The organism is Azospirillum sp. TSO5 (assembly GCF_003116065.1).
Lineage (GTDB): Bacteria > Pseudomonadota > Alphaproteobacteria > Azospirillales > Azospirillaceae > Azospirillum.
On the sequence record NZ_LGQY01000041.1, the window covers coordinates 30,258 to 53,546 of the forward strand.

The 23,289-nt window shown below is 67.7% G+C and carries 22 protein-coding genes; 21 read left to right on the forward strand and 1 reads right to left on the reverse strand.

Annotation, left to right across the window (positions count from 1 at the left end):
* The 13 genes from TSO5_RS12930 (at position 1) to TSO5_RS12990 (ending at position 12,610) form a co-directional block, all read left to right on the forward strand.
* Entirely contained in the window at positions 1-1,464 is a 1,464-nt protein-coding gene (locus TSO5_RS12930) for a nickel-dependent hydrogenase large subunit (RefSeq protein WP_109151985.1), read from the forward strand.
* 1,007 nt (positions 1,465-2,471) lie between these two features.
* Entirely contained in the window at positions 2,472-3,122 is a 651-nt protein-coding gene (locus tag TSO5_RS12935) for a HyaD/HybD family hydrogenase maturation endopeptidase (protein WP_109151986.1), read from the forward strand.
* A gap of 15 nt (positions 3,123-3,137) precedes the next feature.
* On the forward strand, positions 3,138-3,449 hold the full coding sequence (locus TSO5_RS12940; protein WP_109151987.1) for a HypC/HybG/HupF family hydrogenase formation chaperone: 312 nt from the start codon (positions 3,138-3,140) through the stop codon (positions 3,447-3,449).
* A 5-nt stretch (positions 3,450-3,454) separates the two neighbouring features.
* The gene (locus tag TSO5_RS12945; protein WP_109151988.1) at positions 3,455-3,898 is read left to right on the forward strand and encodes a hydrogenase; all 444 of its coding nucleotides are present in this window, start codon (positions 3,455-3,457) and stop codon (positions 3,896-3,898) included.
* Positions 3,895-4,764, forward strand: coding sequence for a hydrogenase expression/formation protein (locus TSO5_RS12950; RefSeq protein WP_109151989.1), 870 nt, complete (start codon positions 3,895-3,897; stop codon positions 4,762-4,764). Before TSO5_RS12945 ends, TSO5_RS12950 begins: the two co-directional genes overlap by 4 nt.
* Positions 4,761-5,606, forward strand: coding sequence for a [NiFe]-hydrogenase assembly chaperone HybE (gene hybE, locus TSO5_RS12955; RefSeq protein WP_109151990.1), 846 nt, complete (start codon positions 4,761-4,763; stop codon positions 5,604-5,606). Before TSO5_RS12950 ends, hybE begins: the two co-directional genes overlap by 4 nt.
* Complete coding sequence (gene hypA, locus TSO5_RS12960) at positions 5,599-5,940, forward strand: hydrogenase maturation nickel metallochaperone HypA (RefSeq protein WP_109151991.1); 342 nt, start codon at positions 5,599-5,601, stop codon at positions 5,938-5,940. The genes hybE and hypA overlap by 8 nt, the downstream gene beginning before the upstream one ends.
* A 30-nt stretch (positions 5,941-5,970) precedes the next feature.
* Positions 5,971-7,458, forward strand: a complete 1,488-nt coding sequence (locus tag TSO5_RS12965; protein WP_109151992.1) for a sigma-54 dependent transcriptional regulator — start codon at positions 5,971-5,973, stop codon at positions 7,456-7,458.
* A gap of 53 nt (positions 7,459-7,511) precedes the next feature.
* Positions 7,512-8,054: a HupE/UreJ family protein gene (locus TSO5_RS12970; protein WP_109151993.1), complete on the forward strand. Its 543-nt coding sequence runs from the start codon at positions 7,512-7,514 to the stop codon at positions 8,052-8,054.
* A gap of 348 nt (positions 8,055-8,402) precedes the next feature.
* Entirely contained in the window at positions 8,403-9,476 is a 1,074-nt protein-coding gene (locus TSO5_RS12975) for a hydrogenase small subunit (protein ID WP_199230882.1), read from the forward strand.
* A 2-nt stretch (positions 9,477-9,478) separates the two neighbouring features.
* Complete coding sequence (locus TSO5_RS12980; protein WP_109151994.1) at positions 9,479-11,293, forward strand: nickel-dependent hydrogenase large subunit; 1,815 nt, start codon at positions 9,479-9,481, stop codon at positions 11,291-11,293.
* Positions 11,294-11,317: 24 nt separating this feature from the next.
* Positions 11,318-12,112: a Ni/Fe-hydrogenase, b-type cytochrome subunit gene (gene cybH, locus TSO5_RS12985; RefSeq protein ID WP_109151995.1), complete on the forward strand. Its 795-nt coding sequence runs from the start codon at positions 11,318-11,320 to the stop codon at positions 12,110-12,112.
* 135 nt (positions 12,113-12,247) lie between these two features.
* Complete coding sequence (locus tag TSO5_RS12990; RefSeq protein WP_109151996.1) at positions 12,248-12,610, forward strand: hypothetical protein; 363 nt, start codon at positions 12,248-12,250, stop codon at positions 12,608-12,610.
* On the opposite strand, the gene hypF is transcribed toward TSO5_RS12990, so the two are convergent.
* Positions 12,580-14,820 carry a carbamoyltransferase HypF gene (hypF, locus tag TSO5_RS12995; protein WP_109151997.1) on the reverse strand — a complete coding sequence of 747 codons (2,241 nt, stop codon included), beginning with the start codon at positions 14,818-14,820 and terminating at the stop codon, positions 12,580-12,582. The two genes, TSO5_RS12990 and hypF, sit on opposite strands and share 31 nt — an antisense overlap.
* Before the next feature lie 150 nt (positions 14,821-14,970).
* On the opposite strand from hypF, the gene TSO5_RS13000 reads away from it, so the two are divergent.
* From TSO5_RS13000 to TSO5_RS13035, 8 genes are all read left to right on the forward strand, one after another.
* A complete protein-coding gene (locus tag TSO5_RS13000) occupies positions 14,971-15,204 on the forward strand; it encodes a hypothetical protein (RefSeq protein ID WP_109151998.1) in 234 nt (77 codons plus the stop codon).
* A 328-nt stretch (positions 15,205-15,532) separates the two neighbouring features.
* Positions 15,533-17,020 carry a SulP family inorganic anion transporter gene (locus TSO5_RS13005; protein WP_109151999.1) on the forward strand — a complete coding sequence of 496 codons (1,488 nt, stop codon included), beginning with the start codon at positions 15,533-15,535 and terminating at the stop codon, positions 17,018-17,020.
* Between the two features lie 203 nt (positions 17,021-17,223).
* Positions 17,224-18,282 carry a 3-oxoacyl-[acyl-carrier-protein] synthase III C-terminal domain-containing protein gene (locus TSO5_RS13010; RefSeq protein WP_109152000.1) on the forward strand — a complete coding sequence of 353 codons (1,059 nt, stop codon included), beginning with the start codon at positions 17,224-17,226 and terminating at the stop codon, positions 18,280-18,282.
* 2 nt (positions 18,283-18,284) lie between these two features.
* Positions 18,285-18,866 carry an isoprenylcysteine carboxylmethyltransferase family protein gene (locus TSO5_RS13015; protein WP_109152001.1) on the forward strand — a complete coding sequence of 194 codons (582 nt, stop codon included), beginning with the start codon at positions 18,285-18,287 and terminating at the stop codon, positions 18,864-18,866.
* Positions 18,867-18,892: 26 nt separating this feature from the next.
* Positions 18,893-19,918 carry an SDR family oxidoreductase gene (locus TSO5_RS13020; RefSeq protein WP_109152002.1) on the forward strand — a complete coding sequence of 342 codons (1,026 nt, stop codon included), beginning with the start codon at positions 18,893-18,895 and terminating at the stop codon, positions 19,916-19,918.
* Positions 19,919-20,222: 304 nt separating this feature from the next.
* A complete protein-coding gene (locus TSO5_RS13025) occupies positions 20,223-21,206 on the forward strand; it encodes a C4-dicarboxylate TRAP transporter substrate-binding protein (protein ID WP_109152003.1) in 984 nt (327 codons plus the stop codon).
* Between the two features lie 149 nt (positions 21,207-21,355).
* Complete coding sequence (locus tag TSO5_RS13030; RefSeq protein WP_109152004.1) at positions 21,356-21,874, forward strand: TRAP transporter small permease; 519 nt, start codon at positions 21,356-21,358, stop codon at positions 21,872-21,874.
* Positions 21,871-23,148, forward strand: a complete 1,278-nt coding sequence (locus TSO5_RS13035) for a TRAP transporter large permease (protein WP_109152005.1) — start codon at positions 21,871-21,873, stop codon at positions 23,146-23,148. The genes TSO5_RS13030 and TSO5_RS13035 overlap by 4 nt, the downstream gene beginning before the upstream one ends.
* Positions 23,149-23,289 lie beyond the last annotated feature (141 nt).

Consider the following 23,289-nt stretch of genomic DNA (forward strand, 5'->3'; position numbering starts at 1 on the left):
GTGAGCAAAGAGCCCAAACGTCGCCTGATCGTCGGCCCTTTCAACCGTGTAGAAGGCGATCTTGAAGTTAGACTTGAGATTTCCGGCACAAGTGTTTCTGCTGGCTATGTGAATTCACCACTGTTTCGTGGATTCGAGCGCATCCTGGAGGGTCGCGACCCGATGGACGCGCTGGTGGTGGCGCCGCGCATCTGCGGCATCTGCTCCGTCTCGCAAAGCCATGCGGCGGCGCTGGCGCTGGCCGGCGTGATGGGGCTGGAGATGCCGCGCAACGGCCTGCTCGCCACCAACCTGATGACGGCGACGGAGAATGTCGCCGACCACCTGACCCATTTCCACCTGTTCTTCATGCCCGACTTCGCCCGCTCCGCCTATGAAGAGCGTCCCTGGTTCGGACAGGCGGAGGCGCGTTTCAAGGCGGCGCAGGGCAGTGCCGTGCGCCGCGCCACCGCAGCGCGGGCGGAGCTGTTCCATGTGCTGGGCATCCTGGGCGGCAAGTGGCCGCACACGCTGACGCTCCAGCCCGGCGGCGTCACGCGGGCGGTGGATGCGCGTGACCGGGTGCGTTTGCTCGCCACCGTCCGCAGTTTCCGCCGCTTCCTGGAAGACAGCCTGTTCGGCGCACCGCTGGAGCGCGTGCTGGCTCTTGCCTTGCCGGAGGATCTGGAGCGCTGGAGGGTCTCCGGCCCGTCCGGCGACTTCCGCCTGTTCCTGGAGATTGCCGAGGATCTGGACCTCGCCCATCTCGGCAAAGCCTACGGCCGCTTCCTCAGCCACGGCGCCTATGCCGGCATGGAGGGCGGACATCTCTACCGTAGAGGCACCTTCGCCGACGGACAGGACGCTCCCTTCGATCCGGATCAGGTGGCGGAGCATCACCGCTTTAGCCGGATGGCCGGGCAGGACCGCCCGCACCCGCCCTTCGCCGGCTCGACCGTGCCGGATGGAATGGACGAAACGGGGTATAGCTGGTGCAAGGCGCCACGCTTGGCCGGCCTGCCCTATGAGACCGGCGCGATTGCCCGGCAGCTGGTGGACGGCCATCCGCTGATCCGGGCGCTGGTGGCGCAGGATGGCGGATCGGTGCGCAGCCGCGTCATCGCCCGCCTGCTGGAACTGGCACGCACCACCGACGCGATGGAAGGCTGGCTGCGCGCCATCGATCCGGCTGCCCCTTGGTGCGTGGCGGCGGAGATGCCGGACAGCGCCCAGGCGGTGGGTTTGACGGAAGCGGCGCGGGGAGCCCTGGGACACTGGCTGCGGGTGGAGCGCGGGCGCATCGCCGGCTATCAGATCATCGCCCCGACGACCTGGAACTTCTCACCGCGCGACCTCGACGGGGTGCCCGGTCCTCTGGAGCAGGCCCTGGTCGGCGCTCCGGTGCAGGAGGGAGAGCGTACGCCGCTGTCGGTGCAGCACATCGTCCGGTCCTTCGACCCCTGCATGGTGTGTACGGTGCATTAGAACATTATCATTTTGTATCATCGCTTTAGGCGGAGAACTTCGAAGTTTCTCCGAAATCCGTTCGGCAGGATGCTGAAGAATAGCTCTGCCTCCGTTGCCGTCTCCCATCCCCGCCATGCTCCGCGCATGCCCTGGTGGAGGTCAGGCAAAAAGAATGCCCGCGGGTAGTGTGGGCCAGCGCGGGAAATCCGCAGAAAATTGCGGATTCCTTGCATCTCATTTCACTCGCTTGCAGAGGCTTTCACAGCCACATTCTCCGGGCGGTCGGGGCGGTGGGTGGGCCACCGCCCGCGCCGCTCTACCGGAGGGCAAGAGGATGGATAAAATCCTCACTCTCCTGATCCTGCTGTTGCAGGTGCTCAAGCTGCTGCTTGAATACCTGAACCGCTGATCGGGCGGGCGTGCCGGGGCTCGCATCCTCGGTACGCCTTCCCCGAAAATAGTCCTCGACGGACTATTTATCAAAGTGATTCGCTGCATGCAGCGTTCCGCTCAGAACGACCGATGTTCGCGCGGAGCCCGCCCGCCAAGTCTGCATGGGTCAACCCGCCGGACAATATGTCAAGACTTTACCCCTTTCACGCCCCGCACCAACGGTCAGGACGCGATGAACGCCGCGTAGGACATGACGCCGACGAACATCATCAAGGAAACCATGCGTGCCATTTGAACCTCCATCGGACGGGAGATATCCGTCCTGTTGGACGAGATGTAATCCCGCGCAGGTCTGGGATAAACGCACGGATCCTGTTTTCACCGTTCGGCCAGCGCGAACAATCCAACCCTCCCGCTGCGGCAACTGCGCAGCCATAGTGGCAACCAACTTGCCACTTGCCATGCATGCTGTAATGTTGATGTCCACAATCGCTGCTATATCGAGCGATGGGTCCGGAAATATGCAGTCCGATCAATGACCTGACCTGACCGCCGGTCCTGGCATGGAACTTGTACAAACGAAGGTTCGGCGGCAGGGCGCCGCTCCATCGGACAGAGGCCGGGACACGGGAATGGATTTGGCGGGGGACGAAAGCGGTCGCGGGGCGGCGCGGATCCTGGTGTTGGGCATCGGCAACATCTTGTGGGCCGACGAGGGCTTCGGCGTCCGCACGGTGGAGCGTCTGGCCGCTGATTGGCGCTTTCCCGACACCGTCACCCTGATGGATGGCGGGACCCAAGGCCTGTATCTGCTGCCGCATCTTGAAGCTGCCGACGCGCTGATCGTGGTCGACGCCATCGACTATGGTCTGCCGCCCGGCACGCGCCGGGTCTTCCACGGGGATGACGTGCCGGCCTTCCTCGGCGCCAAGAAGATGAGCCTGCACCAGACCGGCTTTCAGGAGGTGCTGGCCAGCGCCATGTTCCTCGGCCGCTGCCCGCAAACGCTGATCCTGGTCGGCGTCCAGCCCGAATGCCTGGAGGATTACGGCGGCGGCCTGACCGACACCGTCGCCGCCCAGGTCGCCCCCACCATCGACGTCATCCTGAACCTTCTGCGCGATGAGTTCGGCGTGGTGGGCACGCCCGTTGAGGCCTCCACCGACATCGCCGCCCCGGCCATCGCCCGCGATGCCTATGAGGGCGGTCGCCCGAGTGCTGAAGACGCCTGCCGCATCGGCGACCCCCGCATTCTGGCGGCCCTGTCCGTCCCTGAGACCTAAGCGGAGCGCCCGGCCATGTGCATCGGCATTCCCCTGCGCCTCACCGGTGTCGACGGCGTCGCCGGCCGGACGGAGGACGGGTCGCTCATCGACCTGTCGCTGGTCCCGGAGGCCAGTCCCGGCGACTGGGTGCTCGGCTTCCTCGGCGCGGCGCGGCGTCTGCTGGAACCGGAAGAAGCAGCCCAGATCCTCGACGCGCTGGCGGCGATGGCCGCGGCGCTGGACGGGGAACGGCTCGACAGCGCCTTCGCCGACCTGACCGACCGCGAACCGACCCTTCCCCCCCACCTGGAGGCGGCCCGCGCGGCCGGCCTGACGGAGGCCTGACGCCCATGACCGACCTTGCCCCGCCGCCCGCCAAACCGCGGCTGCCCCTGCCGCCACTGGTCGATCTGCTGACCGACGTCCATCGCTATCCGCGGCTCGACCATGCCGACGACCGGCCCTGGCTGGACGATTCGGGCGAGGATTGGCCGGCCAAGAATTGGGTGGTCTTCCTGCCCGGCCACGGCAAGGGCAATGCCGAGACCGCCGACGTCGCCGTCATCCTGCCGGAGTTGGTCCGCGCCCTGCACCCGCGTCTGACCCCGGCGGTGGCCGGCGAGGCGGCGGAGCGCGCGATCCTGTCACTGACCGGCATGATGAGCCTGCCGGCGCTGGTCTTCCTGCGCGGCGACCGGCTGCTGGGCAGCATCCCGCGCGTGCGCGACTGGAACGATTATCTGCAGCGGATCGGTGAGATCCTGGAAGGCGCTTCGGAAGGCGGTGCAGCATGAGTTCCCTGTTCGGCATGACCTATCCGCCGGTCGGCTTCGGCCCCGGCAGCCAGCCCGACGCGACCGAAGAGGGGCTGGAGTATTTGCCGATGCCGTCAGGCATGCGCGTCTACGAACCGCATTTGCCGGAAGTCGCCGATCCCGCCCGCGCCGCCGCTGCCCGTGCCGTGCTGACCCGCATCCACGAGGCGCTCGCCAATTGGTCGGCCGGCGAGGAAATCCGCATCCCGGTCGATGATCTCGACGCCCCGGTGCTGGCCCTGGTCGATGAAGCGCTGGGCGAGGGCGAGGTCGCGGTCAAGGTGGAGCGGGCCGGCGACCGGCTGGAGATTCAGGAGGCGTCGCTGGCCGGCGTCTGGCGCGTGCGTGGCTTCGGTGACGGAACGACGCGCGAAAGCCTGCTGGTCGGCAGCTTCCCGCGGGTGGCGCTGAACCGCGCCTTCACCGCCGCCGCAACGACCGCGACCGGGCCGGCGCCGGCCGGGCTGATGAACGGAATGCCGATCCTGACCGAGTTGCTGGACCGAAGCGCCGCCTGGCGCCGCGGCGACGCTCCCCATGCGGTGAATTTCAGCCTGCTGCCCCACACGCCCGAAGACCTCACCTTCATCGAGCAACGGCTGGGTGTGGGTGCCACCACCATCCTGTCGCGCGGCTACGGCAATTGCCGCGTCACCGCCACCGCGACGCCGAATGTCTGGTGGGTGCGCTATTACAACTCGGTCGACACGCTGATCCTCGACACGGTGGAGATCGTCGACGTGCCGGCGGTGGTCTGCGCCGCGGCGGAGGACATCGCCGACAGCGCCGAGCGGCTGGCCGAGATTCTCGACGCGCTGGCGACCGATCTGGAGCGGGTGCGATGAGCGCCGCCGCCTCCCGCTTCGAGGGCTCCTATCTGGGCGACGCCACGCGCATCGGCGCGGCCACCCGGATGGAATGCAAGATCTGCTGGCATGTCTACGATCCGGCGGAGGGTTGCGAGCACTGGCAGGTGCCGCCCGGCACGGGCTTCGCCGCCCTGCCCGACCATTGGCGCTGCCCGGTCTGCGACGGCGCCCGCGACCAGTTCATGGCGCTGGAGGGCGAGCCGATCACGGCCGATGCGGCTGCGGATTCCGTCCCGCTGGCGGACGCCGGCCCTGCCCTGCCGACCGAGACCATCGCACGGCTAGAAGCGGCCTTCCGCGAGATCCACACCGCGCAGATGCGCGGCCTGCCCATCGTCAACGACGCGCTGGCGGTGAAGGCCGTGGGTTTCCGCCGCCATGGCGAGCGCTGGCTTGGCGCGCTGGTGACGCCCTGGTTCCTGAACCTCGTCCTGTTGCCCGGTGAGGGCGACGAATGGTCGGAACTGGTGCCGGGCGCGAAGGAGCTGATCGAGTTTCCGTCCGGCCGCTACGAATTCGTCCATGCCAACCGCAAGGGCGTGGGCGCCTACAAGGCCTGCTCCCTGTTTTCGCCGATGTTCGAGTTCGCCTCGATGCTCCAGGCGACCGAAACGGCCTCGGCGGCTCTGGTCTCCCTCTTCGATCCCTCCATCCGCGAAGACGGCGCCCAGACCGCCGAGATCCGCCGCCGGCGCGAGGAGGAACTCGCCCCGCCGCCCGATCCCGCAACGACCCAAGTCGAATCGGTGGTCGACCCGGCGCGCCCGTCCCGCCGGGCGCTGCTCGGCATGGGGTCCGCAGAGGCCGCCGATGCATGAGATGGCGCTCTGCGAAAGTCTGCTCCAGGCGATGGAGGAGGCCGGGCGGGCGAACGGCTTCAGCCGCGTGACCAAGGTCCGGCTGGAGATCGGCCGCTTCGCCGGGGTGGAGGTGGAGGCTCTGCGCTTCGGCTTCGACGTGGTGACGCGCGGCTCGCTGGCCGACGGGGCGGAGCTGGTGGTGCTGGAGGTGCCGGGCCGCGGCTGGTGCTTCGACTGCAACGACACGGTGGATCTGGACGACCGGCTGTCGCCCTGCCCACACTGCGGCGGCAGCCGGCTGCACCCGAATGGCGGCACCGAGATGACGATCAAGGATCTCGAGGTCGAGTGAGGCAGGTCGAATGAAGAAGGATTCCGCGCGATGACCGATCCCGCCCGTCCCGGCATCCTGGTGGTGGATGACGAGCCGCGCTCCGTCGAGGTCATCGCCCGCCTGCTGGACGAGGAGTTCGAGGTGTTCACCGCCCTGTCGGCGGAGGAGGCCCTGCGCCTGCTGGAAACCGAGTGGATCCAGGTCGTCTTCTCCGACCAGCGGATGCCGGAGGTCAGCGGCGTGGAGTTCCTGACGCAGGTACGCGAACGCTGGCCCGACGTGGTGCGGATCGTCATCACCGGCTACATCGATCCCGAGGACATCATCGGTGCCATCAACACCGCCGGCATCCACCAGTTCATTACCAAGCCCTGGCACCCCGACCATCTGCTGTTGACCGCCCGCAACGCTGCGAAGCTGTACCAGCTCCAGCGCGAGCATGACCGGCTGACCAACGAACTGAAGCTGCTGCCGCCGCTGGCCGAGACCCGCGTCGCGACCAAGCGCGAGCGGGTGCGCCAATCCTACCGCTTCGACGGCCTGATCCGTGCCGAGGGCAGCCCGGTGGAGGAGGTCTGCCGGCAGGCGAAACGGGTGGCGGGCTTCAACGTCCCGGTTCTGGTGCTGGGCGAGACCGGCACCGGCAAGGAACTGCTGGCCCGCGCCATCCATTACGGCAGCCCGCGCTCCGACCAGCCCTTCTACTGCGAGAATTGCGGCGCCATCCCGGACGAACTGCTGGAAAGCGAGCTGTTCGGCCACAAGAAGGGCGCCTTCACCGGTGCCCACACCAACCGTGTCGGCCTGCTGGAGCAGGCGGACGGCGGCACCATCTTCCTGGACGAGATCGGCGACATCAGCCCGGCCTTTCAGGTCCGGCTTCTGCGCTTCCTGCAGGAGGGCGAGATCAGGCCGGTGGGGTCCAACGAGACACGGCGGGTCGATGTCCGCGTGGTCGCCGCCACCCACCGCGACCTGACCGCCGAGGTGAAGGCCGGCCGCTTCCGCGAGGATCTCTATTACCGGCTCAGCACCATGACGCTGACCATGCCGCCGTTGCGCGACCGGCCGGACGACGTCCCGGTTCTGGCCCGCCACATCCTGGACCGGCTGTCCGCCGCCCACGGCAAGCCGGTGACCGGCTTCGCCCCCGACACGCTGGCCTGCCTGGAGGCCTATGGCTGGCCCGGCAACGTGCGCGAGTTGCAGAACGAGATCATGCGCATGCTGGTGCTGTGCGAGGGCGAGACGCTGGGGGCAGACCTGCTGTCCGACCATGTGCTGCGCGGTGCCGCGCTGAACGCCCGCCCGGCGTCGCCGGAAGACGGACCGCTGCCGCCGCTCGACTTGATCGGCCAGGGCGGGCCGTTGAAGTCCCGGATCGAGCGGGTGGAGGCCGGCATCCTGATGGAAACGCTGGTCCGCTGCCGCTGGAACAAGAGCAAGGCCGCCGATGAACTCGGCCTGTCGCGCATGGGCCTACGCGCCAAGCTGGAACGCTATGGCATTGAGCGCGGGCCGGCACAGCGGCATTGATGCCGCACTCTACCGATCACCAAAACCACAAGAACCCCGAGGAGCCGTTCGATATGTCGAAGATCACTCGCCTTGCCGCCATCTCTGCGGCCATCGCGCTTGCCGCCACCCCGGCGCTGGCCCATCCCGGCCATCTCGCCGGGGCCGGCTTCCTCGACGGCGCCGCGCATCCGTTGGGCGGGCTCGACCACCTGATCGCCATGGTCACCGTCGGCGTCTATGGCGCGACCATCGGCGGGCGCGCCGTGCTCGCGGTGCCGGGGGCGTTCCTGGCCGCCATGCTGGCGGGTGGGCTGTTCGCGCTGACCGGTGGCGAACTGCCGCTGGTCGAGCCGACCATCTACGCCTCCACCGTCGTGCTGGCCCTGCTGTGCGTCATGCCGATGTCGCGCAACGGTCTGATCGGCGTGGTCTTCGCCGCCGGCTTCGGCCTGTTCCACGGCTTCGCCCATGGCGCGGAGATGCCGGCCGACGCCGCGGCGGTTGGCTATGCCGCCGGCTTCCTCGCCAGCACCGCCGGTCTGCATGCGGTCGGTGTGGCGATTGGTTACGCGATCCATCGCCTGATCGGCCGGCCGGAAGAGGCCCTGCAGTAAGGCGCCGCTTGCCCCCTCCCCAACCCTCCCCCGCCTGCGGCGGTGGAGGGGGCGGTGCGGCATTGCGAACTTCCCCTCCACCGACGAAGGCGGGGGAGGGAGGGACCCGCGGCGGAGCCGTGGGAGGGAGGGGGCACCGCGCACCCGCCCTATTTCAGCCACCGGCAACTCTCCTTCCACCCCGGCCGTCGTTTCGGCCGGGGAGTTGCCAGCGGTCGAGACTCCAGACCCTTTGTGACCGTTGGTTTGCCCAATGTTCGTAGTACGGCACGATTGTTGCCTATCGCCCGCGGAGAAGCGCACCGGATCCTCGCACGCCGGTGCTGCCCGACGGGAGAAAACAAACCGATGGCAACGCTGGAAACCTTCTACGAGGTGATGCGGCGGCAGGGGATCACACGCCGTTCGTTCCTGAAATACTGCTCGCTGACCGCCGCGGCGCTCGGCCTCGGGCCGGAACTGGTGCCGCAGATCGTCCACGCCATGGAAACCAAGCCGCGCACCCCGGTGCTGTGGCTGCACGGGCTGGAATGCACCTGCTGTTCCGAATCCTTCATCCGCTCGGCGCACCCGCTGGTGAAGGACGTGGTGCTGTCGATGATCTCGCTGGATTACGACGACACGCTGATGGCGTCGGCCGGCCACCATGCCGAGGCGATCCTCGACGAGGTGATGGAGAAGTACAAGGGCAACTACATCCTGGCTGTGGAGGGCAATCCGCCGCTGAACCAGGACGGCATGTCCTGCATCATCGGCGGCAAGCCCTTCACCGACCAGCTGCGCAAGGTCGCCAAGGACGCCAAGGCGATCATCTCCTGGGGCTCCTGCGCCTCCTTCGGCTGCGTCCAGGCGGCGCGCCCGAATCCGACCCGCGCCACCCCGGTGCATGAGGTCATCACCGACAAGCCGATCATCAAGGTCCCGGGCTGCCCGCCGATCGCCGAGGTGATGACCGGCGTCATCACCTACATGCTGACCTTCGACCGCATCCCGGAGCTGGACCGCCAGGGCCGGCCGAAGATGTTCTACAGCCAGCGCATCCACGACAAATGCTATCGTCGGCCGCATTTCGACGCCGGCCAGTTCGTCGAATCCTTCGACGACGAGGGCGCGCGCAAGGGCTATTGCCTCTACAAGGTCGGCTGCAAGGGCCCGACCACCTACAACGCCTGCTCCACCGTCCGCTGGAACGAGGGCACCAGCTTCCCCATCCAGTCCGGCCACGGCTGCATCGGCTGCTCGGAAGACGGCTTCTGGGACAAGGGGTCCTGGTACGCCCGCCAGTCCGACATCCTCCAGTTCGGGATCGAGGCCAACGCCGACGAGATCGGCACCACCGCCGCCATCGGCGTCGGCAGCATCATCGCCGCCCACGCGGCCGTCAGCGCCCTGAAGCGCGCGCAGCACAAGGGAGACGTCTGACCATGGGCATCGTCCAGACCCCGAACGGGTTCTCGCTCGACAATGGCGGCAAGCGCATTGTCGTCGATCCGGTCACCCGCATCGAAGGCCACATGCGTTGCGAGGTGAATGTCGACAGCGACAACATCATCCGCAACGCGGTGTCGACCGGCACGATGTGGCGCGGTCTCGAGGTCATCCTGAAGGGCCGCGACCCGCGCGATGCCTGGGCCTTCGTGGAGCGCATCTGCGGCGTGTGCACCGGCTGTCACGCGCTGACCTCGGTCCGCGCGGTGGAGGATGCGCTGCAGATCCGCATCCCGAAGAACGCCCACCTGATCCGCGAGATCATGGCGAAAACGCTGCAGGTCCATGACCACATCGTCCATTTCTATCACCTGCACGCGCTGGACTGGGTCAACCCGGTTAACGCGCTGAAGGCCGATCCGCAGGCGACCTCGGCTCTCCAGCAGGCGGTGTCGCCGCGCCATGCCAAGTCCAGCCCCGGCTATTTCCGCGACGTCCAGACCCGCCTGAAGAAGTTCGTGGAGAGCGGTCAGCTCGGCATCTTCAAGAACGGCTATTGGGATAACCCGGCCTACAAGCTGTCGCCGGAAGCCGATCTGATGGCGGTGACCCATTACCTGGAGGCGCTCGATCTCCAAAAGGACATCGTCAAGATCCACACCATCCTGGGCGGCAAGAACCCGCACCCGAACTACATGGTCGGCGGCGTCCCCTGCGCCATCAACATGGACGGCACCGGATCGTCGGGCGCGCCGCTGAACATGGAGCGGCTGAACTTCATCCGCGCCCGCATCCAGGAAGCGACGGCCTTCGTCGAGAACGTCTATCTGCCGGACGTGCTCGCCATCGCCAGCTTCTACAAGGACTGGCTCTATGGCGGCGGCCTGGCGGCGACCAACGTCATGGACTACGGCGATTACGAGAAGGTGCCGTACGACCATTCGACCTGCCAGCTGCCGGGCGGCGTCATCCTGAACGGCAACTGGAACGAGGTCCACCCCATCGACCCGCGCGACCCGGCCCAGGTGCAGGAGTTCGTCGCCCACAGCTGGTATCACTACGAGGACGAGAGCAAGGGCCTGCACCCGTGGGACGGCGTGACCCAGGCCAAGTTCGAGCTGGGCGCCAACACCAAGGGCACCCGCACCGACATCAAGGAACTGGACGAGGCCGCCAAGTACTCCTGGATCAAGGCCCCGCGCTGGCGCGGCCATGCGGTGGAGGTCGGCCCCCTGCCCCGCTACATCCTGGCCTACGCCCAGGGCGTCGGTTACGTGAAGGACCAGATCACCGAATCGCTGGGCGCCTTCAACAAGTTGGCCGGCACGAACTTCACGCCGCAGCAGGCGCTGCCGACCACCATCGGCCGCACGCTGGCCCGCGCGCTGGAATGCCAATACTGCTGCACCATGATGATGGACGACTGGAACGCCCTGATCGCCAACATCAAGGCCGGCGACACCGCCACCGCGAACGTCGAGAAGTGGGACCCGAAGACCTGGCCCAAGGAGGCCAAGGGTGTCGGCACCGTCGCCGCCCCACGCGGCGGCCTGGGCCACTGGATCAAGATCAAGGACGGCAAGATCGACAATTACCAGTGCGTCGTGCCGACGACCTGGAACGGCAGCCCGCGCGATCCCAAGGGCAACATCGGCGCTTTCGAGGCCTCGCTGCTGAACACGCCGATGGCCCGCCCGGACGAGCCGGTGGAGATCCTGCGCACCCTGCACAGCTTCGACCCGTGCCTCGCCTGCTCCACCCACGTCATGGCGCCGGACGGCGCCGAACTGGCCCGCGTCACCGTGCGCTGACCGGCAACCGAGGAGGATTACGTCATGGCTCCTCTCGACGATGCGAAGCCGGTCGCGACACCGGACGAGGACGGGACGGCCGCTCCGGCGGCCGGCCGCTTCCTGAAGGCGATCTATGTGTACGAGGTGCCGGTGCGGGTCTGGCACTGGGTCAATGCGCTTGCGATCGTAGTGCTGTCAGTCACCGGCTACCTGATCGCCAACCCGCTGCCGACCATGCCGGGCGAGGCCAGCGCCAATTTCCTGATGGGCTACATCCGCTTCGTTCATTTCGCGGCGGCTTACATCTTCGCCGTCGGCTTCATCGGCCGAATCTATTGGGCCTTCGCCGGCAACCACCATGCCCGGCAGCTGTTCCGCTTCCCCTTCTGGGACCGCCACTGGTGGGGGGAGCTGTTCGTGGAAGCCCGCTGGTACCTGTTCCTGGAGCGCAAGCCGAAGCTGTATGTCGGCCACAATCCGCTGGCGCAGTTCGCCATGTTTTGGGCGATCGCCGTCGGCAGCGTCTTCATGATCGTCACCGGTTTCGCGCTCTACAGCGAGGGGGCGGGACAGGGCAGCTGGCAGGACCGGCTGTTCGGCTGGGTCATCCCGCTGTTCGGCCAGAGCATGGACGTCCACACCTGGCACCATCTGGGCATGTGGGCGATCCTGCTGTTCGTGATCGTCCACGTCTATGCCGCGGTGCGCGAGGACATCATGTCCCGCCAGTCGATCATCTCCACCATGATCAGCGGCGTCCGCACCTTCAAGGACACCGAAGCCCCGGCGGACGAGGAGCATGAGCGGCCGGTGAAGAAGGTGGCGCGGGCGGGGTGAGTTTGCGCACGCCACCACTCCGCACCCCTTGAAAACCTTGAATTGTTCCGCATGCGTTCCCATATCTGGGAGGTTCCGAAACCACGGAGTCTCCCAGATCAGCACCGCCCCGTCCGGGTGCGGCCGGAGGACGTCATGCCTTACTTTCCGACCATTGAATTGACCCCGCAGGTGAAGATGCTGCTGGCCCGCGGGGCTCTGACGCTGAACCCCGGCCAGTGGGTGCGGGGGGAGAAGGGACGCGGCCGGTTCCTGCGCACCGATCCGCGTACCGGCACCACCTATGTCAGCTGGCTGCGGCCGGGCGACGATTGGGAAACCGCGTCGCAGCGCTTCCACCGCGCCTGCCGCAAGGGCTATATCGGCAAGTATCGCGGCCTGTACGAGTTCGATAAGGCCACCCGGACTGCCGATGCCCCTGCCCGCCGCGAGAAGGTCCGGGCGCCGGTCCAGATGCCGCTGTTCCGCTACAAGGCGAAGGACGCGATCCACGCCTGACCGAGGCTGAGCCCGCCATCGTTGGCCGGCGCCAGCCTCGGCAGCAGCGCCTCCACACCGGCGACGCGGAAGCCGGCAACCAGTTCCTCCGCCAGAACCGCGTTCATCAGACAGCCGCCGGACAGCACCACCCGGCACAGTCCATGCGCGCGCAAGGCCGGCAGCGTCCAGTCCACCAGCGCCGCCGCCAGCGTGCCGTGGAACAGCTCCGCCCCCTCCGCTGCGTTGGTTACGGACAGCAGCCGCTCCAGCAGGGGTGTGAGGTCAAGCTCGCCGTTCCCGATCCGCCACGCGCCCTCCGCCACCCGTGGCCGGCGCGCCAGCGATTCCAGCGCCATCGGCGCTTCGCCCTCGAAGCCCGCCACGGCGCGGACGCCGAGTAACCCGCAGGCGGCATCGAACCAGCGCCCGCAGGAACTGGACAGCGGCGCGTTGATGCCACGCTCGATCATCCGCCGCACCCCCTCGGCCGGACCGTGGCCACCGAAGCGGGCAACGATCTCGTCGGCGCGGCCCATGCGCATCAGGGCGGATGCCGCCATTCGCCAGGGCTGGCGGGCCGCGACATCGCCGCCGGGTTGGGCCAGCGGAGCGAGGCTGCCGAGCCGCTCTGCCCGCAGCCCGTCGACCAGCAGCATCTCCCCACCCCAGGAGCCGCCATCCTCACCCAGCCCGAAGCCGTCGAGTGCGAGGCCCAATGCCGGCCCTTCCACCCGGTGTTCGGCCAACACGGCGGCGACATGGGCGTGGTGATGCTGGACGGCGATCGCCGGCAGGCCGCTCATCTCGGCGAAGCGGGTGGACTGGAAATCCGGGTGCTTGTCATGGGCGACCGCCACCGGCTCCACGCCCAGAATGTGCAGCAAATGGGCGACCGTCTCCTCCAGGAAGCCCAGCGTCGCGGCATTGTCGAGGTCGCCGATGTGCTGGGACAGGAAGGCCTCGTCGCCGCGGGTGACGCAGACCGTCGCCTTCAGGTGGCCGCCGACCGCCAGGATCGGCGGTACGGGGCGGGCCAGCCGGATCGGCTCCGGCACATGGCCGCGGCCCCGGCGCAGGAAGGCGGGGGCGCCGGCCAGCTTGCGCAACACGCTGTCGTCGGCGCGGATGATGATGTCACGATCGTGATCGACGACCAGATCGGCGATGCCGTCCAGCCTCTCCCGCGCCTCGTCGTTGCCGATGGCCAGCGGCTCGCCTCCGGGATTGGCGGAGGTCATGACCAGCGTCAGCTCCTGCGGCTCGCCCAGCCAGCCGGTCCCGTCGGGGCGACCAGCGGCCTCGTGGAACAGCAGGTAATGCAGCGGCGTGTAGGGCAGCATGACGCCCAGCCAAGCCAGACCGGGGGCGATGTCGGGCGCCAGTTCCGGTGCGTCCTCCCGCCGCCGCAGCAGGACGATGGGGCGTGCCACGCCTTCCAGCACTGCGCGTTCGTCGGCATCCATGCGGACATGGCGGCCGGCGGAGTCCGCATTGGCGACCATCAGGGCGAAGGGCTTGCCGTTGCGCTGCTTGACCCGCCGCAGCCGCTCCACCGCATCCGCCCGCGTGGCGTCGCAGGCAAGATGGAAACCGCCCAGCCCCTTGATGGCAACGATCCTGCCATCCCGCAGCGCCGCCAAAATCTCCTCCGGCGGGTGTGACAGGCGGGGGCCGCAAGCCGGACAAGCGGTCGGTTGTGCATGGAAGCGGCGGTCGGTCGGGTCCTGGTACTCCGACAGGCAGTCGGGACAAAGCGTAAAACCGGCCATCGCCGTCTGTGGCCGGTCATAAGGAAGCCGCCGCGTGATGGTATAGCGCGGGCCGCAATGGGTGCAATTCAGGAAGGCGTAGCGATAACGACGGTCGGCCGGATCGAACAGTTCGGCGAGGCAGGCCGGGCAAACCGTGGCGTCCGGCCCGATGCCGGTGGCGACGGCGCCCGTTGACCCGCTGTGGTGAATGGAAAAGGAGTCCTCGCCGGGGAGCGGGGCGATGGTCTCGCACTGCACGGCGTCGATGCGGGCCAGCGGCGGCGCCTCCGCCGTCAGGGCCGCGACGAGATCGGCGGCGGCGGTGCCCTGCACCTCGATCAGCACGCCCTGCGGGTCGTTCAGAACCCAGCCGGTCAGGCCGAACCGCCGGGCGAGCGCATGGACATGCGGGCGGAACCCCACCCCCTGCACCCGTCCCCGCACGCGGATCCGCAACCGGTTCTCAACGCCTGTCATCGGCTTTCCCGAATGGTCTTCGGCTGCGCCGAACCCCTTTACTCTAACCGCCTGCCGTCTCCTGGCGAAACTTGGATTCGCCTGTTCGCAACGATCCCGCCTGCGGCCGGTTGACAGGGGAACATGCGGAACCGGAACGGAGACGCCGTCATGAGCGCAAGCAAGCACGACAAGACAGACAAGCCCACCGACGCCGACCTGAAGAACAACCCGCAGATCGGCGGGACCAAAGGCGCCCGCGCCGCTGGAATGACGCCGGACGACATGGATCTGGCCCAGGGAGAAAGCACCTTCGAGGGCGACGTCGAGAACCAGACCAATGACAAGGGCGGGGTCGACAAGCCATTCCGCGACACCGCCCCGCTGAAGCCGCGGCAGGCCTAGCGGAAGGGTCTTTTAAAATGACGGGGGGCGGCGCTCGCAGAGGCGCCGCCCCTTGTGATTCGCGTCTGATACCTGTCAAGCCAGGATCGGCAGGGTTGCCGCGCCTGCGGCAATCTGTTACGTCTGCGGCATGCTGCACCGCGTCACGCCGCCTTGACGGCCTGCTCACCGCATTGACCTGAAGCCCTTCGGCCCCTTTTCCGGGCCGGCCGCCGCTTCGCAGCCATTCCATTCTTCCGATTCCAATTCCCACGATACGACCCGCCGCCCGGCCCAACGCCGGATCATGGCGTCGGCCGCCATCGTGCGCCTCAAGCTTGCGAGACCCATGACCATCGATTTGCAACGGCTCCGTCAGGAGTGGTTCGGCAACACGCGCGGCGACCTGCTGTCCGGGCTTGTCGTCGCCCTTGCCCTGATTCCGGAGGCCATCGCCTTCTCCATCATCGCCGGCGTCGATCCGAAGATCGGACTTTACGCCTCCTTCGCCATCGCCATGACCATCGCCATCGTCGGCGGCCGGCCGGGCATGATCTCCGCCGCCACGGCCGCCACCGCCGTGCTGATGGTCACGCTGGTCAAGGACCACGGGCTGCAATATCTGCTGGCGGCCACCGTACTGGCCGGCGTGCTGCAGATCGGCGCCGGATTCCTGCGGCTGGGCGCGCTGATGCGCTTCGTGTCGAAATCGGTGATGACCGGCTTCGTCAACGCGCTCGCCATCCTGATCTTCCTGGCCCAGTTGCCGGAGCTGGTGGGCGTGCCGACCGTCACCTACGCGCTGGTCGCGGCCGGGCTGGCGATCATCTACCTGCTGCCGCGTCTGACCAAAGCGGTGCCGTCGGCGCTGGTCAGCATCCTGGTGCTGACGGCGGTCACCATCGGCTTCGGCATCGACGTGCGCACCGTCGGCGACATGGGCGAACTGCCCAGCACCCTGCCGGTCTTCCTGCTGCCCGACATTCCGCTGACGCTGGAAACGCTGCGCATCATCCTGCCCTATTCCGCCGGCATCGCCGTGGTCGGGCTGTTGGAATCGCTGATGACCGCCGCCATCGTCGACGACATGACCGACACCGGCAGCGACAAGAACCGCGAATGCGTCGGCCAGGGCGTGGCCAACATGGTCTCCGGCTTTCTCGGCGGCATGGCCGGCTGCGCGATGATCGGCCAGTCGGTCATCAACGTGAAGTCGGGTGGCCGGGGCCGGCTGTCGACCTTCTGCGCCGGTCTGTTCCTGCTGTTCCTGATCGTCGTGCTGGGCGACTGGGTGAAGCGGATCCCGATGGCCGCCCTGGTGGCGGTGATGATCATGGTGTCGGTCGGCACCTTCAACTGGCGGTCGTTCCAAACGCTGGTGACGCACCCGCGCAGCTCCAGCGCGGTCATGTTGGCGACCGTCGTCGGCGTGGTCTTCACCCACAATCTTGCCGTCGGCGTGCTGATCGGCGTTCTGCTGTCCGGCATCTTCTTCGCTGGCAAGGTCGCCCGGCTGTTTCGTGTCACCTCCGCCCTGTCGGAGGATGGGCTTAGCCGGACCTATCTGGTGGAGGGACAGCTGTTCTTCGCCTCCGCCGATGATTTCTCCGCCGCCTTCGATGTGCGGGAGAAGCTGGATACCATCGTCATCGACGTGTCCCGCGCCCACATCTGGGACATCTCCAGCGTCGCGGCGCTCGACGGCGTGGTGCTGAAGTTCCGCCGCGCCGGGGCGGAGGTGCGGCTGGTCGGCCTGAATGCGGCGAGCGAAACCATCGTCGACCGGCTGGCGATCCACGACAAGCCGGGCGCGGAGGAACGGGTGATGGCACACTGACGGACTTTTGCCGGCGGCCATTGCCAAGGGTTGCCAGTCAGTCGACATCATTTTTGTGAAAGCGCGCCCGCGCGCTCGAAAGTCGATAGACTTTTGAGCAAGCGGGCGCCGGCGCAATGGCCGCCCAATATTCCTGTTGGCTGATATGGCGGGGTCGCCGCCCCGCCCGTGGTTTTACCCGGCGGCAGCATGCAGGAGGCAGGATGTCACCCGATCCGCGGCTGTTGTCGGTCGCCACGGCGTTGCCGCCCCACCGGTTCGAACAGGCGGAGACGCTGACCGTCGCCCGCTCGGTGTTCGCCCATCGCCTGCGCGATTTCGACCGGCTGGCCCCCGTCTTCGCCAACACCGGCATCCGCACCCGCCACGCCGCCTGTCCGCTGTCCTGGTATCTGGAGCCGCATGGCTGGGCCGAGCGCGCCGCCGTGTTCGAACGGGTGGCGCTGGACCTGCTGGAAGAGGCGGCGGCCAAGGCGCTGTCCGCCGCCGGCCTGGGCCCCACCGATGTCGATGCCATCGTCTGCGCCACCACCACCGGCATCGCCACACCCAGCCTGGAGGCGCTGCTGCTCGACCGCATGGGCTTCCGTCCCGACACGGTGCGGTTGCCGGTCTTCGGGCTGGGCTGCGCCGGCGGTGCGCTGGGGCTTGCACGCGCCGGCATGATGGCGCGTGCCATGCCCGGCCGCACCGTGCTGTTCCTGGTGGTCGAACTGTGCACCCTGTCGCACCGGCCGGAAGAGGCCACCGCTACCAATGTCGTCGCCAGCGCGCTGTTCGCCGACGGCGCCGCCGCCGCCCTTCTGCGGACCTCCGGGACCGATGACGACACCCCTGGTCCGCGCGTCGTCGACAGCGCCGAGCACACCTGGCCCGGCACGCGGCGGATCATGGGCTGGCGCATCGAGGACGAGGGCTTCGGCGTCGTCTTCAGCCAGGACATCCCCCGCCTGATCCGCGAAAGGCTTCCCCCGGTGATCGACGGCTTCCTGAGCGGTCGCGGCATGTCCCGCGCCGATCTGGCCGGGGTGATCTGCCACACTGGCGGAGCCAAGGTCCTGCAGGCGCTGACCGAGGTGCTGGAGCCCGCCATCGCCGGCATGGACGACTCCTGGGCGGTGCTGGGCGACTGCGGCAACATGTCGGCCGCCAGCGTGATGTTCGTTCTGGACCGGCGGATGCGCAGCGGAGCGGCCGGACCGCATCTGATGCTGGCGCTCGGCCCCGGCTTCACCGCCGGCCTCACCCTGCTGGATCTGTGAGCATGGACGCAATCGGCTGGCCGCAGATCATCCTGGTGGCGGTGGCGGCGCAACGGCTGCTGGAACTGGTGATCGCCCGCCGCAACACCGCCCGGCTTCTGGCCGAGGGCGCGCGGGAGGTCGGGGCGGCGCATTACCCGCTGTTCGTCGCGCTGCATGCCGGGTGGCTGCTGGCGTTGTTCGTCATGGTGCCGGCCGACGCGCCGGTGAATGGCTGGCTGCTGGCGCTGTTCCTGCTGCTCCAGGCCGGGCGGGTCTGGGTGATCGCGACGCTCGGCCGCTTCTGGACGACGCGGATCATCACGCTGGACGGCGCGCCGCTGGTCCGGCGCGGCCCCTTCCGTTGGGTCCGGCACCCCAATTACCTCGTGGTGGCGGGGGAGCTTGCGGTGCTGCCGCTGGTGTTCGGCGAGGTCTGGATCGCCGTCGCCGCCACGCTGCTGAACATCCCGCTGACCCTGCACCGCATCCGAGTGGAAGAGGGGGCGCTGAGCGGACGGGACGGAACCGGGGGCGGTGCAGGGAGTTGGACAGGATGGAGCGGCAGACGTCCAACCCCCCGGCCGACCCCTGACCGCTCCTGAGGCGCAATAAGAACAGGACCCCCGCCATGCAACCGACCAACGGCCTCCCCCACTCTCCCGTCGTCTGCATCACCGGTGCATCTGCCGGGGTCGGCCGCGCCACCGCGCTGGCCTTCGCCGCCTACCGCCAAGCCTCCATCGGCTTGATCGCCCGCTCGGCCGACGCGCTGGAGGAGGTGAAGGCGGAGGTCGAACGGCTGGGCGGGCGGGCGCTGGTCCTGCCGCTGGACGTCGCCGATCCGGATGCACTGGATGCCGCTGCCGACCGGGTGGAGGAGGCGTTCGGACCCATCGACGCCTGGATCAACGTGGCGATGGTGACCGTTTTCGGCCCGGTGCATGCCGTGACACCGAAGGAATTGAAGCGGGTGACCGAGGTGACCTATCTCGGCTCCGCCTACGGCATCCAGACGGCGTTGCGCCGGATGCGGCCACGCGACGTCGGAACGATCCTGCAGGTGGGCTCGGCACTGGCCTACCGGTCGATTCCGCTGCAATCGGCCTATTGCGCGGCCAAGCATGCGATCACCGGCTTCATCGACAGCCTGCATTCCGAACTGATCCACGAGGAGAGCGGCGTCAAGCTGACCACCGTGCATCTGCCGGCGGTCAACACGCCGCAATTCGACTGGGCACGCAGCCACATGCCCCGCCGGGCGCGGCCGATGGGCACCATCTTTCAGCCGGAGGACATCGCCCGCGCCATCCTGCATGCCGCCGAGAATCCCCGCCGCGAATATTGGCTGGGCTGGTCGGCGATGCAGGCGATCCTGGGCAATTTCCTGGCGCCGGCCTTCGCCGACCGCTACCTCGCCGACAACGCGGTGGACGGCCAGATGACGGACGAACGCGAGACGCCCGGCCGGCCCGACAACCTGTTCCACCCCGTCGACGGGCTGCACCGCACCCGCGGGCGCTTCGGCCTGCCGCACAACACATTGCGGTTGGCGGCACCAAGCGCCGCCGCCCGCGGCGTCGCGGTGGCGGCCGGCTTTCTGCTGGCCGGCGGGCTGGGCTTCGCCATGAGCCGGATGACCCCGCGCCTGCGCTAGGCGGCGGACCATCGACACGAAACGGGCCGGCATTCGCGATGCGAGTGCCGGCCCGTTTCGTGTGAAGACAGTTCAGCAGCGACATTGGTGGAATACGAACATTCCGCCCGAAACGCTATTGCCAACTGCAATCAAGCATACTACCATACCAGTGACTGAATAAACTGGTCATCGGCCATCCCCTTCCCTGCTGGACCGCCCCTTGAATCGGGGCGTTCGCCGGTGTTCCGGCGGCGGGCCGAACACGCACCAGTCGAATGCCGGCCGTCGGTCGCCGGCGGTCCATATTGCTGGGAGGAAATGCATGTCTGTCATGGCGAACGCCGTGCGTACGGCGCTGTTCGGCGCGGTGGTGTCCCTGGTTTCATTCGGCGCCTCGGCGGCCGACTACACGCTCAGCGTCAACACGGCCCTGTCGCAGCAGGACCCGCTCTACAAGGGCCTGGAAGAGTTCAAGGCCAATGTGGAGAAGCGGTCGGCCGGCAAGATGGCCGTCCGCCTGTTCCCCGCCTCGCAGCTTGGCAAGGATGAGGATCTGCTGGAACAGGCCCGCGCCGGCGCGCCCGTCGCGGTGGTGGTGGACGGCGGCCGGCTCGCCGTGTTCGTCAAGGAATTCGGCGTGCTGGGCGCGCCCTACGTCGCCCAGGGCTATGGCGGCATCCGCAAGGTCGTGACCTCGCCGATGTTCGAGGAGTGGGTGCAGAAGCTGCGCAAGGCGTCCGGCCATCAGGTGCTGTCCTTCAACTGGTGGCAAGGCGAACGCCACATGCTGACCAACAAGCCGGTGAAGGTGCCGGCCGACCTGAACGGCGTCCGCGTCCGCACGCCGGGCGCGCCGGTGTGGATGGAGACCATCCGCGCCATGGGCGCCACCGCGACGCCGCTGCCCTGGTCGGAGGTCTACACCGCCATGCAGCAGCAGGTGATCGACGGCGCCGAGGCGCAGGATCCCGCCATCTACGGCGCTCGCCTCTATGAGGTGGCGAAGTACCTGACCAAGACCGGCCACATCAACCTGATCACCGGCATCGTCACCAGCGCCGCCTGGTTCGACAGCCTGCCGAAGGACATGCAGATGATCCTGCGCGAGGAGTCGCTGAAGGCCGGCGACGATGCGTCCAAGGCGACCGAAGCCTCGCTGGCCGATTTTGAAAAGCAGATGACGGATAAGGGCATGCAGGTTGTCGACATCGACGTCGCGCCCTTCCGCGAGGCCACCGCGCCCGTCTATGAGAAGCTCGGCTATGGCGAGTTGCACAAGCAGGTCGACGCGCTGCTGAAGCAGTGACCGGCCGGCCTTTTCTGTAGTGACCGGGGTGGGGCCGCCTTTGCCGGGCCGCCCCGCTCCCCTCCCGCAACCGACGCCCGCACCCAACGCCCATTGCCATCCGCACCACCGGCGCACTCCCGCGGGCCGGACCGGAGCACCCCCTTCCGATGAAATCCCTGTACGTCAAGGCGGAGACGGTGCTGGCGACAACGCTGCTCGCCGTCATCGTCCTGCTGGTCTTCGTGGCCGGCATCAGCCGCTGGTTCGGCTATCCCCTGGTCTGGTCGGTGGACGTCGCGCAGCTGCTGTTCGCCTGGGCCAGCTTCCTCGGCGCCGACCTCGCGCTGCGCAAGCATGCCCACATCGGCATCGACTATGTCGTCAAGCGCCTGCCGCCGCGTGTGCGCGCCATCCTGGACATCCTGCTGGCGCTGCTGGTGCTCGCCTTCCTGCTGACCATGGCGGTCAAGGGCTATCAGCTGACCATGCTGAACCTGGAACGCCAGTTCGGCGACAGCGGCATCAGCTATGCCTTCGTCACCTCGGCGGTGCCGGTCGGCTGCCTGTTGCTGTCCTTCACCCTGCTGGGGCAGACGATGGCCGCCATCGGCCGGCTTCGCCGCACCCCGCGCCCGATCTTCAACACGCCGTCGGACGTCCCGGTGGCGGAGGAGGTGATGCCGTGATCCTGCTCGCCCTCACCTTTTTCGTCCTGATGGGGCTTGGCGTTCCGATCGCCTTCGCCATCGGCATGGCCGGCTTCACCTTCTTCCTGACCAACGGCATCATTCCGGTGTCGATCGGGGTTCAGCAGGTCGCCACCGCCTCGCAGAGCTTCCCGCTGCTGGCCGTTCCCTTCTTCGTCCTGGCCGGTCACATGATGAACCGGACCGGCATCACCCACCGGCTGATCGGCTGTTCCAACGTGCTGGTGTCGTGGATGTCCGGCGGGCTGGCGCAGGTCTGCATCGTGCTGTCCACCCTGATGGGCGGCGTGTCCGGCTCCGCCGTCGCCGACGCGGCGATGGAAGCACGCATCCTCGGTCCGGACCTGATCCGCAGCGGCTATTCGAAGGGCTTCACCTCGGCCGTCATCGCGGTGGGATCGCTCATCACCGCGACCATCCCGCCCAGCCTGGGCCTGATCCTGTACGGCTTCGTCGGCAACGTCTCCATCGGACGGCTGTTCCTGGCCGGCATCGTTCCCGGTTTCCTGATGATGGCCGTGCTGATGGTCACCGTCTGGTGGATCGCGCGGCGCCGCGGCTATGGCGCCGCCACGACGCAGCGGCCGACCGGCAAGGCGATGTGGGAGGCGGTGGTCCATGCCAAATGGGCGCTGCTGTTCCCGGTGGCATTGCTGGTCGCCATCCGCGGCGGCCTGTTCACCCCGTCGGAGGTTGGCGCCTTCGCCGTCATCTATGCCGCCGTCATCGGCTTCTTCGTGCACAAGGAACTGACGCTGCGCGCCATGGTGGACGCGCTGGTCGAGGCGGTGACGGACACCGGGCTGATCCTGCTGATCATCCTGTTCTCCGGCATGGTCGGCTACGCCATCGTCTTCGAACAGGCGCCGCAGACCATCGCCGCCGCGATGACCGGACTGACGCGGGAACCGGCGCTGGTCGTCACCCTGATCCTGATCTTCCTGTTCATCGCCGGCCTGTTCATCGAAAGCACGGTGCTGGTTCTGCTGCTGACGCCGATCTTCCTGCCGATCGTCCAGCCGCTGGGAGTCGATCCGGTGCATTTCGGCATCCTGATGATGACCATCGTCACGCTGGGCTCGATGACCCCGCCGGTGGGGGTGGCGATGTATACGGTGTGCAGCCTGCTGGACTGCCCGGTCGAGGAATACATCGTCGAATCCATCCCCTTCGTCCTGGCCGTGGTGGCGCTGGTCACGGTGATGCTGCTGTGGCCCGGTCTGGTGCTGTTCGTGCCGAATGCCCTGATGTGAACACCCCGGTGAATGTCACAGCGGAGCAGTCAGGAATCCGACTTGCAGCATCCGTGAAGTGGCCTATATAGGGTGTCGTACGTCAACAACTGAAAGGAGGTGATCTCGTGTCTCATTGTCCGTCTCACTCGTCGTCGAGCG